Below are 12,841 nucleotides of genomic sequence, written 5' to 3' on the forward strand. Positions count from 1 at the left end.
TCTTTTTTATTTTTACTTCTTAATGAATTTTAATCGGGTTACCTTTTCTTTATCTTTCAGCTGGATAAAATAAACTCCTTTTGACAAATGATTAAGGTTTACTTGGTGATTTGAAACTCTTCCTTCGTCAATTTTCTGTCCTACGGCATTGTAAATTTCATAATCTGCGGCTTCTGAAATTCCGGAGATATTTAAAACATCAGAGGCAGGATTAGGATAAATTTCCGGCTTTTTAGACTTCAATGATTCTTCCACTCCGAGGGTGAGATCAATAAAATCCACGCCATAATCTTCCACTTCTCCATACGTAAATGTACCACAGGCATCTGTAGGAAACGTTTGTCTGGAAATCACTCTCATTGCTACACCACAACCTCCAACAACAGAGGCTGGCAGCGTAGGATAACCGGGAATAGAGAATATAGATACAGCAGGAGCAGCTGATGTAACATTATTGGCAACCAAAACTCTTTCATTGGATTCAAAAATTCCATTACCGTTAATGTCAATCCATGCCGTTACAGTGATTGAGCCTGGTGTACCTGTCCATGTATGATTTACTGAGATCTTATTCCCCACGCTTCCTACGAGAAATTTAATTCTTCTGTTTACATCCGTCCTGTAATCTGTATAATTAGAAGCTCCGGAATCACTCACCATGGGTGTTGTAATTCCAGTGGAAGTTACTGTCACATTGGAAATATGCATCATCGTGGTATCAGTAGATGCGCTTGTACAGTAATTCAATGTGGTTGCAAAAAATATTGGGTTGGACCATGTTCCTTGAGTAATACATGTTTTTGAGACCTGTACTTCATACACTGTACAAGGCTGCAAACCTGTAATTGTGAAAGAATTTTGACCCGATACGGGTGTACCCGTCATCCAGAAAGTTGTTCCTGGTATTCTATATCTTATCATATTATCCGGAGTATTAGGATCTGCAGTCCAGGTAACTGTTCCCGTGGTAAGCGTTATATTCGACATCTGAACACCCGTTGGAGCATTGGTATCACAATACAATAAAGATTGAGGTTCTTCTTCTATTTTGTGAGTTGCATGAAAGTTGGATATTCCCAAAATAAAAGAGAATACAAAAAGTAGTTTTTTGGTCATGTTTATTAGTTTTAAAATTTACTTGAAAAATAGTGTATTTTTTCAAATATAGCTTAGACTTTCTCCATACAGCATTGTATTTTTTAATATATTTGAGAATAAAGTGTAAAACACACAGAAACTTCATGCTTTTAATATATGTTCAAAAGTATTTCTACTCTCTGGATTTTTTATAAAAAAATAATAATTCCCACCTTGATATTTTCTTTATTAGCTTCTTGTTTATCCTCTTTCAGTATTGAGAATTTCGGACTGAGTTTTCTTTTGATTTCTCCTGTCCTTCATTATTTTATCTATGAACTCAGGTTTAAAAATGAATATTACTTTTATGCCAATTTAGGATTCTCCAAAATTTTCCTTTGGGGATTCACAGTATCTATCTGTATGATTGTCAAAATAATAACAGGAATTCTATGAGTAAGCTTCATATTGACAGCATCACCAAGTCTTTTAAAGAAAATAAGATCCTTCAGGATATTTATTTGGCATGTGAAACCGGGCAGATTATTGGAATTCTGGGCAGAAATGGTGTTGGAAAATCGACATTATTAAAAATTATTTTCGGAACTATAAGTAGCGATACCCAGTTTATAAGGTACAATGATAAAGTTCTGAAAAGCATTTCCGACAGAAAAAACAGAATTGCCTACCTGCCACAGGATACTTTCTTGCCAAAATACAATACCATTAAAAGCTTAATTCCTCTTTTTTGCAATAAGAAAAATACTGATCTATTATTCACTTCAGATCTGATCCGTCCTTTTTTGTCAGAGAAACCTAAAAATCTTTCCAGAGGTGAGCAGAGAGTCATTGAAGCTTTAATGATTATTTATTCCGAAGCGGATTTTATTTTACTTGATGAACCCTTCCACAGTCTTTCTCCGAAAATTTCTACAGCATTGAAAACAGCAATCATTGAACAGTCTAAGTATAAAGGATTCATTATTTCTGATCATAATTATCAGGAGGTTCTCGATATTTCACACCAAATATTTCTTCTTCGTGAAGGCTATCTGAAACAAATACAAGATTTAAAAGAACTGCAACGGTATAATTATCTTCCGAAAAGCATTTAATTTATATATTTGAGGGATCAAAAAATTTTCATGATGACTTTCATAAATAAAGCATTCTATTTATCCGCTTTCAGTATTTTATCTATTGCCTTTGTAAAAGGGCAGACAAAAGTTCCTTTTGGAGTTGTAAAAGCTGAAGAAGGATATGCCAATGTACGTGTACATAAAGACGATTACCGAAAAATTGTAGACAAGATCCGTATGCGTAAAGGAGATGTATTTGTTTATGTAAAACCAGCTCCCGGAGAAACGGAATGGATCTGGATCAAATATCCTGAGAAACAAGATGACGACAAGCCTTTTGTACGTTATGAAACTCTTGATAAGGAAGGCATGGTGAATAAAGGACGTATTGCCTATGTGGACCAGCTCCCTGCCTACACTCCATCTAGATCTAAAAACGGAAAATCCCTTATTTTTACAGACAATTCTGATCCTAAGATTCCTACTGCCCAAAGAAGCAAAGTGGTGATTGATATTTATCCTTCCAATGCCGGATACCGTAAAAAAGAAAAAGATGCAGAAGGAAAAATTCTTACCATTGATAAAGTAAAACCATGGGGAATCGGAAATGACCTTCCCGAAGGAATGACCGAAATCAAATCCATCAGAGTACAGCAACCCGGAAGAGGTTCTGTTTTTGTAAGAGAAGCCATCAAAAATATGTTCCAGCCTACCATGGATTTTGAGAACATTGGAGTTACTTCCCTTGATAACGATAATATTTTCCTTTATATGATAAACGGTTCAGGAGAAAACAGATACACTACACTCTGGACGATTAAGAAAGGAAGAGTAATCAGCCAGATTATTTTCCATAATCCGGAATAAATTCATTATTTTTGCACCCGAAAAGTTTTACACTTATTCATCACAGAAATTGGTTCTGCATCACTGCAGATTAAAAGGGAACCGTGTGAAAATCACGGACTGTCGCGCAACTGTAAGTAGCTGAAATCTTTATCAAAGATCCACTGTGCGAGGCATGGGAAGGAGATAAATGATGCTACAAGTCAGGAGACCTGCCTTTTTCTTAAACATGTAACTTTCGCGATTTGAAGTTGTATTGATCTGATGGATTGTTTCAGGAATTCTATAAGTTCCTGTCATTATTCTGTTGTTTTAATATCATTTCACATCGCTTTAATTAATAATGATATATGACTACAGAAGAAAGAATTGAAGCATCCGAAACCAGAATCTTTAAAGCGGTTTTCCCTAACACAACCAATCACTATGATACCCTTTTTGGAGGTACAGCAATGCAGCTGATGGATGAGGTAGCTTTTATCACAGCAACCCGTTTTGCCAGAAAAAGAGTGGTAACGGTAAGCAGCGATAAGATCGATTTCAAAAAACCTATTCCTGCCGGAACCATTGTTGAGCTGATCGGGAAAGTTTCATACGTGGGAAAAACCAGTATGAAAGTGAATGTTGAAATTTATACTGAACAGATGTATTCCTATGAAAGAGAAAAAGCAATTATAGGTGATTTTACTTTTGTAGCGATTGACGAATTCAAGAAACCAATTCAGATACTATAAATAATAAAGCATCGGGCGGCCATTGGCCGCCCGATGCTTTATTATATTTTTCATTGAAATTATTTCAGCACTTTTTCTGTTTCCAGACTTTTATTCAATAAAAGCTCAAAAGCCTCTCCCATTTCATCCGATGCTCTTCTGATCGCATTTTCAAGCATATTTCGGATTTGTCTTTCTGTCACTCCAGCTTCTGTCCAGCTTTTTCCGGAAGTATGAGAATTTAAGATAAACGGCATGATTCTATCAATTCCACACGCAAAAATAGCATCAGGAGTTTTCTCATCCTCAAATTCCAGCCATAAATTAAAAAATTCCGAACGCAAAGGTTCATCCAGAATTCCAAAGATTTTCTGGGCCGAAGCTTTCTCTCTTTCAAACTTTCCTACCATTGCTTTTTCGTCAAAAATAAAAGTATCTCCCGCTTCTATTTCTACAAGATCATGAATGGAAAGCATTCTTATCACTCTCAACAAATCAATATCTGCACGGTTTTTAGCATACGGATAAAGGATCTGAGCCAGAATAATAATCTGCCAGGAGTGTTCCGCTGTATTCTCTCTTCGGGAATCATCTGCATTATAATTTCTTCGCTGTACGTTTTTAAGTGCATCTACTGCCAGAATAAAATCAATCTCTTTCTGAATTTTCATCTTACTTCTTATTTCTGTTATATTGATCAGACGGATATACCTTTGTTTTGGTAATCCATTTATTATTTATCTTTTCTTTAGTGGTCACTTTTACAGAGCCTTCAACACTCATATCCTCTTCTTTTTCAAAAACTTTGTCAAGTCCTTTATTCGGAATTACAGCATATTCTGTGGTAAAAATATCACAGCAGCCGGACTTTCCATAAGAAATAAGACGTTTACGCTGGGCATCGACATCAAAAATATCCAGACCATTTGAACCCAGCTCTGTAAGTTCCTCGCTTTTTACAAACCCCATTCTTGTTTTGTTGAAGACATATACGTCATAAGATGCTCCGCTATAATTTCCCATATTTCCGTTTCGTATCGCAACATCTTCCGTTCCATCGAAATTAAAGTCATCTATGATCACAGCACGTTGATCTTTTAAAAGTGGAATCAATTTCCCCTGGATCGGTTTTTGACCTTGTTCTGTATATAAAATCAGATCATCAGAAATAAAAGTCTGTACCTTGCTGTTTTTACGATCAAACAGTTCCACAGTTCCCTTTCCTCCACATCTGTCGTCGTAACAATCTTCTATCTGGATGACAGCATCGTAGCTTTTTGATACATTTTTAACCTCAAACTGGTACTGTCCGAAACAGAGTGGTCCCAATAAGAGAAATGCCGATAAGTGCTTGTACTTATTCAAAATATTCATGGTAATAGTAAATGATTTAGGTGTTTTTTTATTTCTAACAAAAATACGAATCATAATAGCGATCTCAAAATCCCGGTATCATTATCTGTCAGAATTACCTTTTCAATAAAAGCCTATTCATAATAAGAAGCTGTCTCCCGCTATCCGCTCATACTCCTCGCTCCTACCCCAAAGCCATAGCTGCTGTGGGGTAACCGCTGCTATCGGGGCTAGGATATGAGTAATCAGTAATGGGTAATGAGTAATAATTAATAAAAGATCATTTTTTTTCTATCAATTTTATTTAAAATTTAAAGATTTTTGAGCCATTTTCTGTTAAAATTCATTTTACTGAAAATTCAAGATAAAATTTATTTAATTGATTTTCAGTACTTTAAATTATTTATTTTAAAAATTTCACTACTTTGTATTGCATAATACCATTTTATTTACATATCTTTGTAATGTAAAATTAGAATAGGCTCAACTAGCTAGGGGCATTTTTCTAAAAATATAACTAATTAACAAAACTTATCAAAGATGAATACCGAAAATACCAAAGCGCAAATGCGAAAAGGAATTCTGGAATTCTGTATTCTAAGTCTCATCAATAACCGTGAAATGTATGTTTCTGATCTTATTGACGAACTGAAAAAAGGAAAACTGGATGTAGTAGAAGGAACCCTCTACCCTCTTCTTACAAGACTTAAAAACGGAGAGTTTCTCTCTTACAGATGGGAAGAATCTACAGGAGGACCACCCAGAAAATATTATCAGATCACAGAAAAAGGAAAACTTTTCCTGGATGAACTTCTCAATACATGGAATGAACTGACAGCCTCAGTAAACCAAATCACCCAACAAAATTAAAAAACAAAGCTATGAACAAGACACTCTCAATAGGACTCGCAGGTTTTTCTTTTACCATAGAAGAACACGCATATATAAAGCTCAGCGATTACCTGAACGCACTGAGAAGCTCTCTGGATGCTTCTGAGGCTGATGAAGTAATGCATGACATAGAAATAAGAATGGTGGAGATCTTCAAAGATTCTTTAGGAAAACGTGAAGTAATTAACGATACCGATGTAGAAAAGGTAATCGCACAGATCGGAACTCCTGAGAAGATTGAAGAACAGGAAGAGGCTTATTTTTCTGAAAAAACATCTGCCAGAAAAGAATATTCAGGATCCAATTATACCGATAAAAAACAACTGTTCCGTGATCCGGAAAAACAAAAAGTAGCAGGAGTTTGTGCAGGTTTAGCTCAATATGTAGGAATGGATATTACTACCATGAGAGCAATCTGGCTGGGAATCTTCGTATTAGGAATTTTTACAGCAGCCATTTCCTCTTCTTTAATAGGTCTTTTATATGTAATCCTTTGGATCGTACTTCCAAAAGCTGAAACAGCAGCAGATTTCCTGAAAATGCAGGGAAAGCCTATGAACTTCGACAATCTTAAGAATGAGTCTAATAAATTGGTACAATTTGCCAATGAATCTACTCAGAGGGTCGGAGAAATCTACAACGAAAACAAACCATATATCAACAACGCAAGCAGCGGAATCTGGAATGTATTCAAGTATATTGTAGGAGGTTTCTTTGTACTAATGGCTGTAAGCAGCATTATCGGAGTATTTGTATTATTTGCCCTTTTCGCAATGGATACAGACTTCCCGGGAGCTAATGAAATCAGATTCTACATGGACGATCAGGGACTTGATAAAGTACTGGCTGCCATGATGGTGATCGGAAGTTTAATCCCGGCAATCCTTTTCAGCTTATTAAGCATCAAGATCTTCTCTCCGAAAACAAAACTGAGAAATATCGGATGGGTTGTAGGTGGTTTATTCCTTCTTTTAATCGGACTGGGAACTTACTTCGGAATCAGCATGGCTAAGAAAGACATGATCTATAGAGGAAGCAAGGAAGATGTAGAAAATGTTGCCATCAACACTACTTCAGATACCGTGTATGTAGATGTAAAACAGATCAACATTCCTCAGAATTTCAAAGGTTACAACAATGATATTTATTCTGATAAAAGTACAGTGTATGAAGAAGATTATATTTCTGTAGATGTAACCAGAAAACCAGATATTAAAACACCTTACCTGATCATTAAAAAAGAAGGAAAAGGCTATAACTTCCCTATCCAGATGACGGTTCCTGTAGAAATTGTGAACAACAAAGTATTACTACCTAACTACATCAAATATCCATACGAGCACAGATTCAGAGATTACAGCCTTGATTATGAACTTGTAGTTCCGCAAAAAGCAGTGGTAATCTCTATGAATAAAGACCGTATCCACATGGACGGAGATTTAGACGGAGACGGAATCAATGATGAAGATCAGGACAGAGATGAAGACCATAACAATGTCCGAATTGAAAAAAATAAAATAACGGTAAACGGTTCCAGTATCGAATACAACTCAGATGATCAGGACAGCATCATCGTAAACGGTAAAAAAGTTCCGAACAACCAGGCAAAGAAAGTCATTGATTCTGCAGTGTCTACTATCAAAAAATCAAATAAAGATATGGACATCAAAATCAAAGACGGAAAAAACGAAATTTCCATACAAACTAAATAATAATTTAATTTATATTATTAAACCCACAACAAATGAAAAAAAAAATTAAAATCATTATCGGAATCGCAGCTGTTATAATAGCTACAGTGGTTTTCTTCACGATGAAAACACTTAATCCAGATACCTCCTTAAGTAATCTAAACTTAAAAGACTTGTCAGGCAAACAAATTAGCACCAAAGAGCTCTTAAATAAGCCACTTATCATTAATTATTGGGCAACTTGGTGCGCTCCTTGCAGAGAAGAACTTCCATATTTTGAAGAATTATCTGCTCAATATAAAGATAAGGTAAATATTGTTTTGATTTCTGATGAAGATAAAAAAGTCATTGAAAACTTTAAGAATAAAAATAATTATAGCCTTAATTTTTTAGTCTCAGACAAAAAATTAGACATTTCAATCAGGCCGGTAACTTCTGTTTATAACGAAAAAGGAGAATTAGTTTCTCAAAAAACAGGAGCTATAAGCAATGATGAATTGCTGGAAATAATAAAAAAGTTATAATCCAACAAACTGTAAGAAAAAAAAACGAAATTTCCATACAAACTAAATAAATAACACAATACAAATGAAAAAAAAATTTATAGTAATTATTGGATTATTTATCATTATAATAACAATAGCATTTTTTTCTGTAGCGAAAACAATTATTCCCGATACTTCCTTAAATAATCTAAAAAAATTATCTGGTAAAAAAATTAACAGTAAGGAGTTTTTAAATAAACCACTTATCATTAATTTTTGGGGAACCTATTGTGCTCCTTGTAAAGAATCTTTGCCTTATTTTGAAGAATTATCAACCAAATATGGTGATAAAATAAATATAATCCTAGTCTCTGACGAAGATAGAACAGTTATAGAAAACTTTAAGAAAATAAATAATTATAACCTTAACTTTTTAATTGATGATAAAAAATCAAGCTTTCCAGCCAAACTAATTATCAAACCAATGACTTTTTTTTATAACAAGAAAAGAAAATTAGTTTCTCTAAAAATAGGAGCTATTAGTAGGGATGAACTAATAGAAATTATGAATAAGTTATAAAACATCCAACTCCAAGGAAATAAATTAACTTCAGAGAGTGGTAGAAGGTGTGGGTGGATGGCAACCGTTTGAAATTCACACCCTTCTTCTCTCAGAAAAGTGAAAATAAAACTACATTTAGTTTCTTATGTGAAAAAAAAGTTTTAATTTCGTAAAGCTAAAATTTAATAACCAAACAATCAAAAACACAGCCATATCATGATACAATTTGCAATGGAATTCGTAATGAAAATCGTAGATTTAATTAGCGGTTTGTTTTAAGAGCAATAATATTTCAATATATTTGTAAAGTATAACCAAAGTTTGGTTATACTTTTTTGTTTATAATCCAAGAAATCTATGAAAAAGCTGTTAGGCAAAGCAATGTTAAAAGTATTAGGTTGGAAAGTCGTTCTTCAGGGCGATGTCAACAATCTAAACAGGTGTATCCTAGTGGTAGCACCACATACCCATAATATGGAATACATTTTAGGAAATTTCGCCTATTGGTCTCTGGAAAAACCTTTAAAAATTATCATTAAAGATGCTCACACCAAAGCCTGGTATGGAAGCCTGGTAAAAGGACTTGGAGGGATTGGGATCGACAGAAGCCAGAAAAACGATCTTGTGAATTTCGTAGCCAATCAGTTTTCCAAAGAAGATTTCAGCCTTGTGATTACTCCGGAAGGAACCAGAAGCTGGGTACCGAAATGGAGAAAAGGATTCTATCATATGGCTTTGGCAGCAAAAGTTCCTATTGTACTGGCAGCAGGTGATTTTAAAAGAAAAATTGTCTATCTGGGCTACACCATTCCCTATGAAAGAATAGCATCAGTCCCTTTTTCAGAAATCATGCAGGAAATCCAGGACTATTATATCAAAAATGACATTACTCCTAAAGTTCCTGAAAACTGGAATCCTAATATTATGGGAACCGGAAACGAAGAGAATTAGAGGCTAAATTAAATCAATTATTAAAATGAAAGGTCAGACAAAAGAAGAAATATTAGCATTCATCAATAACTGGGGAGATGTAACTCTTGCCAAAACACTTGAAATCAAATTCATCGATATTGATCTCGAAAATGAAACCCTTACCGCAACAATGCCCGTTCTTCCCAGAACTCACCAGCCTTTTGGAATCATGCATGGAGGAGCAAGTTGTGTTTTAGCTGAAACCTTAGGGTCAAGCCTGTCTAATATTTTTATCGATGGCGAAAAATATTATGGTGTAGGAACCAATATCAATTCTAACCATTTAAGAAGCAAAAAAGATGGTATTGTAACTGCTACGGCGCGTTTTATCAGAAAAGGCAAAACAATGCACGTTTCTGAAATTGAAATACGTGACGAAAAAGGAGTTTTGATCAATCATACTACCATGACGAATAATATTATCCACAGGTAAGTTATTACAACATAAAAATAAAGAGCTTAAAATAAATTTAAGCTCTTTTTATTTTGACATCTTTAAGACTAGTAATACCTTTGCAAAAAGGAAAGTTACACTGGAAATTTCCTATAGTATTTCCAGCTGTTGATTTTCAAAATTCCTTCATAGCTCATGATTTATTTCAAACTTCCTTTCGACGAAAGATTACTGTCTGCAGATGAAAAAAATACTAAAAATGCAGTTAACTTTTTTTCTTATAATAGCCTGAATCAAATCAGCTTCAGCGGAGATATTTTTGAAATAAATCCCACTGAATTTGACCAAACTTTAATCTCCAATGAAGCTCTGAACGATGATACCACAAATTCATCTGCTGAAACCAAAGAAGAATACTGCAACACCTTACAACAAGTAATTGAAGTTATCAAAGAAAACAATTTGCCAAAGCTTGTTTATTCAAGAAGGAAGATTTTCACAAATTTTCATACCATCAATTATACAGAGAGTTTCAAAAATTTATGTAAATCGTATCCCAACGCTTTCAGATATCTTTTTAATGATGGAAAAAATGCTTGGATGGGAGCTTTCTCAGAAGTATTAGGAAAGTTTAATAAAACTACTCACGAGTTTGAAACGATGGCCCTTGCCGGCACTCTTCCTGTATCTGAGGAATGGTCTGAAAAAGAAATTGAAGAACAAAAGCCGGTTACCAATTATATCCAGAGTATTCTGACAAATTATTCTGACACCATAGACCAGTCAGAAACATATGACCATATTTCCGGTAATATCAAACATTTACGAACAGATTTTAAAACCAGTATAAAGCCTGAAGATCTTGATAAAATTATTCAGGATCTACACCCCACTCCTGCAGTCTGTGGTATTCCAAAAGATTTTTGCAATGAGAATATCCGTAAATATGAAAAATTTTCCCGTGAATTTTATGCAGGTTATATCAAAGTTGAAACAGATGAGAATATTTTGTACTTTGTCAATCTGCGTTGTGCAAGACTTTATAAAGACTCGGTACATGTTTTTGTAGGAGGCGGAATAACAGCTCAAAGTGACCCGGAAAAGGAATGGAGAGAAACAGAGTTGAAATCAGAAGCGATATTGAAAAACCTGGTTATTTCCTAATATTTTTAGATTTGACACAGATTTGCACAGATGTTTGTATATATTTTCTTTGCTGAGTGGCAACGCCTTTGCGAACGATTTTAAAGCCATTCATCGTCCTTCTGCGGACTTTGCGTAATAATATAGGTTTTGGCTAAAGCCAATGGAATATATTTCCTTTGTTTGAACGGGCTAAAGCCCGTTCCTATTGAATTAATCAGATTAATTATTTATGTAATATAGGGATTGATACTGTTAGATTTGCCACAGATTGCACAGATGTTTGCATATATTTTCTTTGCTGAGTGGCAACGCCTTTGCGAACGATTTTAAAGCCATTCATCGTCCTTCTGCGGACTTTGCGTAATAATATAGGTTTTGGCTAAAGCCAATGGAATATATTTCCTTTGTTTGAACGGGCTAAAGCCCGCTCCTATTGAATTAATCAGATCAATTATTTATGTAATATAGGGATTGATACTGTTCGATTTGCCACAGATTGCACAGATGTTTGCATATATTTTCTTTGCTGAGTGGCAACGCCTTTGCGAACGATTTTAAAGCCATTTATCGTCCTTCTGCGGACTTTGCGTAATAATATAGGTTTTGGCTAAAGCCAATGGAATATATTTCCTTTGTTTGAACGGGCTAAAGCCCACTCCTATTGAATAGGAAAAACAGATATGCATATTTCAGTAAATCTATTTCCTAATCCCTATTCCCTGCTACCTTTTATCTAAAACCTCCAACCTATTACCAAATAAAAAACCTCCTTCAAAAAGAAAGAGGCTATATCTATATTGAAATATTCAATTTATTTTTTTATACCGATTCTGCTCCAGGTATCCATTACAAAAAGCAGGATAAGACCTATTGCAGCAGCACCAGCTGAGAATGCAAACCTAATGTTATCTTCATCTCCAAGGATATCTGTCGCTTGCCAGTTGATAGCATAAAGATTGATGGTGATGAATACAATAAACAGTACTAAAAATACTTTATAAAACTTCTTCATGACTCTTAAAAATTAATATAATTTTGCACCAACTGGGCAAAATTTGCGGTGAATAATTTAATTGAAATTGCCAAAAGGATAATTCCGAAAACTTTCTGAAGGATCATCAAAGTAGCATCCCCAATTTTCTTCTCCAGCCATTTCGCTGATTTCAGCACCAAATATACGAAAATTGTATTAAGAATAATTCCGAAGATAATATTAATATCATGAAATTCAGCTCTAAGAGAGAGTGCAGTGGTTAACGTTCCAGCTCCTGCAACCAGCGGAAATGCGATGGGTACAATGGATGCAGCCTTTGCTTCAGTGGTTTTATTAATTTCAATTCCTAAAATCATTTCCAGTGCTATGACAAAAATCACAAAAGCTCCTGCAATAGCAAAGGAATTTACATCCACTCCAATAAGCTTAAGAATCTTATTTCCTACGAACAGGAAAACAATCATAATAGCTCCGGCAGTAATGGCAGCCTTTCCAGCTTCAATCTGTCCAAACTTCTGCTGAAGGCTTACGATAATAGGAACTGAGCCGATGATATCGATCACGGCAAAAAGAACCATAAAGCTGGTAACAATCTCTTTAAAAGAAAAACCATCAAAAATTTCCATCTCTTTGTAATT

Annotated in this window: 15 protein-coding genes and 1 riboswitch; of the genes, 10 read left to right on the plus strand and 5 right to left on the minus strand. The window is 34.7% G+C overall.

Features of this window, described 5'->3' with window-relative positions:
• Positions 1–12: 12 nt before the first annotated feature.
• Positions 13–1,116, minus strand: a complete 1,104-nt coding sequence (locus ACKTTZ_RS01260) for a GEVED domain-containing protein (RefSeq protein ID WP_253318206.1) — start codon at positions 1,114–1,116, stop codon at positions 13–15.
• 413 nt (positions 1,117–1,529) lie between these two features.
• Between ACKTTZ_RS01260 and ACKTTZ_RS01265 the strand changes: the two genes are divergently transcribed.
• The 3 genes from ACKTTZ_RS01265 to ACKTTZ_RS01275 all read left to right on the plus strand — a co-directional run bounded on the left by ACKTTZ_RS01265 (position 1,530) and on the right by ACKTTZ_RS01275 (position 3,736).
• Positions 1,530–2,192, plus strand: coding sequence for an ATP-binding cassette domain-containing protein (locus ACKTTZ_RS01265; RefSeq protein ID WP_253318207.1), 663 nt, complete (start codon positions 1,530–1,532; stop codon positions 2,190–2,192).
• Between the two features lie 30 nt (positions 2,193–2,222).
• Entirely contained in the window at positions 2,223–3,023 is an 801-nt protein-coding gene (locus ACKTTZ_RS01270; RefSeq protein ID WP_034699816.1) for a hypothetical protein, read from the plus strand.
• A gap of 33 nt (positions 3,024–3,056) precedes the next feature.
• Positions 3,057–3,237, plus strand: a riboswitch (cobalamin riboswitch).
• Between the two features lie 115 nt (positions 3,238–3,352).
• Positions 3,353–3,736 carry an acyl-CoA thioesterase gene (locus tag ACKTTZ_RS01275; protein ID WP_034699813.1) on the plus strand — a complete coding sequence of 128 codons (384 nt, stop codon included), beginning with the start codon at positions 3,353–3,355 and terminating at the stop codon, positions 3,734–3,736.
• Positions 3,737–3,795: 59 nt separating this feature from the next.
• Here ACKTTZ_RS01275 and ACKTTZ_RS01280 read toward each other — a convergent pair whose 3' ends face one another.
• The gene (locus ACKTTZ_RS01280) at positions 3,796–4,386 is read right to left on the minus strand and encodes an HD domain-containing protein (protein ID WP_407847033.1); all 591 of its coding nucleotides are present in this window, start codon (positions 4,384–4,386) and stop codon (positions 3,796–3,798) included.
• A gap of 1 nt (position 4,387) precedes the next feature.
• On the minus strand, positions 4,388–5,089 hold the full coding sequence (locus ACKTTZ_RS01285; protein ID WP_407847034.1) for an XAC2610-related protein: 702 nt from the start codon (positions 5,087–5,089) through the stop codon (positions 4,388–4,390).
• Between the two features lie 519 nt (positions 5,090–5,608).
• Between ACKTTZ_RS01285 and ACKTTZ_RS01290 the strand changes: the two genes are divergently transcribed.
• From ACKTTZ_RS01290 to ACKTTZ_RS01320, 7 genes are all read left to right on the plus strand, one after another.
• On the plus strand, positions 5,609–5,938 hold the full coding sequence (locus ACKTTZ_RS01290) for a PadR family transcriptional regulator (protein WP_002977573.1): 330 nt from the start codon (positions 5,609–5,611) through the stop codon (positions 5,936–5,938).
• An 11-nt stretch (positions 5,939–5,949) separates the two neighbouring features.
• Positions 5,950–7,671, plus strand: a complete 1,722-nt coding sequence (locus ACKTTZ_RS01295; RefSeq protein WP_407847035.1) for a PspC domain-containing protein — start codon at positions 5,950–5,952, stop codon at positions 7,669–7,671.
• 32 nt (positions 7,672–7,703) lie between these two features.
• A complete protein-coding gene (locus ACKTTZ_RS01300; RefSeq protein ID WP_407847036.1) occupies positions 7,704–8,174 on the plus strand; it encodes a TlpA family protein disulfide reductase in 471 nt (156 codons plus the stop codon).
• Positions 8,175–8,238: 64 nt separating this feature from the next.
• Positions 8,239–8,715 (plus strand): TlpA family protein disulfide reductase, encoded by a 477-nt coding sequence (locus ACKTTZ_RS01305; protein WP_407847037.1) that lies wholly within the window; start codon positions 8,239–8,241, stop codon positions 8,713–8,715.
• 339 nt (positions 8,716–9,054) lie between these two features.
• Positions 9,055–9,648, plus strand: coding sequence for a 1-acyl-sn-glycerol-3-phosphate acyltransferase (locus ACKTTZ_RS01310; RefSeq protein ID WP_407847038.1), 594 nt, complete (start codon positions 9,055–9,057; stop codon positions 9,646–9,648).
• 25 nt (positions 9,649–9,673) lie between these two features.
• On the plus strand, positions 9,674–10,102 hold the full coding sequence (locus tag ACKTTZ_RS01315) for a PaaI family thioesterase (protein ID WP_002977570.1): 429 nt from the start codon (positions 9,674–9,676) through the stop codon (positions 10,100–10,102).
• Between the two features lie 156 nt (positions 10,103–10,258).
• Positions 10,259–11,227: a chorismate-binding protein gene (locus ACKTTZ_RS01320; RefSeq protein WP_407847039.1), complete on the plus strand. Its 969-nt coding sequence runs from the start codon at positions 10,259–10,261 to the stop codon at positions 11,225–11,227.
• A gap of 793 nt (positions 11,228–12,020) precedes the next feature.
• On the opposite strand, the gene ACKTTZ_RS01325 is transcribed toward ACKTTZ_RS01320, so the two are convergent.
• Together ACKTTZ_RS01325 and ACKTTZ_RS01330 are read right to left on the minus strand one after the other, a co-directional pair.
• Positions 12,021–12,221, minus strand: a complete 201-nt coding sequence (locus tag ACKTTZ_RS01325; RefSeq protein ID WP_034695219.1) for a hypothetical protein — start codon at positions 12,219–12,221, stop codon at positions 12,021–12,023.
• Positions 12,222–12,226: 5 nt separating this feature from the next.
• Positions 12,227–12,829, minus strand: coding sequence for a MarC family protein (locus ACKTTZ_RS01330; RefSeq protein WP_034695216.1), 603 nt, complete (start codon positions 12,827–12,829; stop codon positions 12,227–12,229).
• Positions 12,830–12,841 lie beyond the last annotated feature (12 nt).

It is taken from the genome of Chryseobacterium sp. KCF3-3 (genome assembly GCF_045865955.1).
Taxonomy (GTDB): domain Bacteria; phylum Bacteroidota; class Bacteroidia; order Flavobacteriales; family Weeksellaceae; genus Chryseobacterium.

Excerpts from the sequence above, each read along its gene's own strand:
- ACKTTZ_RS01285 (WP_407847034.1), bottom strand. The coding sequence starts at position 5,089 with ATGAATATTTTGAATAAGTACAAGCACTTATCGGCATTTCTCTTATTG.
- ACKTTZ_RS01325 (WP_034695219.1), bottom strand. The coding sequence starts at position 12,221 with ATGAAGAAGTTTTATAAAGTATTTTTAGTACTGTTTATTGTATTCATC.
- ACKTTZ_RS01305 (WP_407847037.1), top strand. The coding sequence starts at position 8,239 with ATGAAAAAAAAATTTATAGTAATTATTGGATTATTTATCATTATAATA.
- ACKTTZ_RS01295 (WP_407847035.1), top strand. The coding sequence starts at position 5,950 with ATGAACAAGACACTCTCAATAGGACTCGCAGGTTTTTCTTTTACCATA.
- ACKTTZ_RS01260 (WP_253318206.1), bottom strand. The coding sequence starts at position 1,116 with ATGACCAAAAAACTACTTTTTGTATTCTCTTTTATTTTGGGAATATCC.
- ACKTTZ_RS01315 (WP_002977570.1), top strand. The coding sequence starts at position 9,674 with ATGAAAGGTCAGACAAAAGAAGAAATATTAGCATTCATCAATAACTGG.
- ACKTTZ_RS01330 (WP_034695216.1), bottom strand. The coding sequence starts at position 12,829 with ATGGAAATTTTTGATGGTTTTTCTTTTAAAGAGATTGTTACCAGCTTT.
- ACKTTZ_RS01310 (WP_407847038.1), top strand. The coding sequence starts at position 9,055 with ATGAAAAAGCTGTTAGGCAAAGCAATGTTAAAAGTATTAGGTTGGAAA.
- ACKTTZ_RS01265 (WP_253318207.1), top strand. The coding sequence starts at position 1,530 with ATGAGTAAGCTTCATATTGACAGCATCACCAAGTCTTTTAAAGAAAAT.
- ACKTTZ_RS01300 (WP_407847036.1), top strand. The coding sequence starts at position 7,704 with ATGAAAAAAAAAATTAAAATCATTATCGGAATCGCAGCTGTTATAATA.
- ACKTTZ_RS01270 (WP_034699816.1), top strand. The coding sequence starts at position 2,223 with ATGATGACTTTCATAAATAAAGCATTCTATTTATCCGCTTTCAGTATT.
- ACKTTZ_RS01290 (WP_002977573.1), top strand. The coding sequence starts at position 5,609 with ATGAATACCGAAAATACCAAAGCGCAAATGCGAAAAGGAATTCTGGAA.
- ACKTTZ_RS01320 (WP_407847039.1), top strand. The coding sequence starts at position 10,259 with ATGATTTATTTCAAACTTCCTTTCGACGAAAGATTACTGTCTGCAGAT.
- ACKTTZ_RS01280 (WP_407847033.1), bottom strand. The coding sequence starts at position 4,386 with ATGAAAATTCAGAAAGAGATTGATTTTATTCTGGCAGTAGATGCACTT.
- ACKTTZ_RS01275 (WP_034699813.1), top strand. The coding sequence starts at position 3,353 with ATGACTACAGAAGAAAGAATTGAAGCATCCGAAACCAGAATCTTTAAA.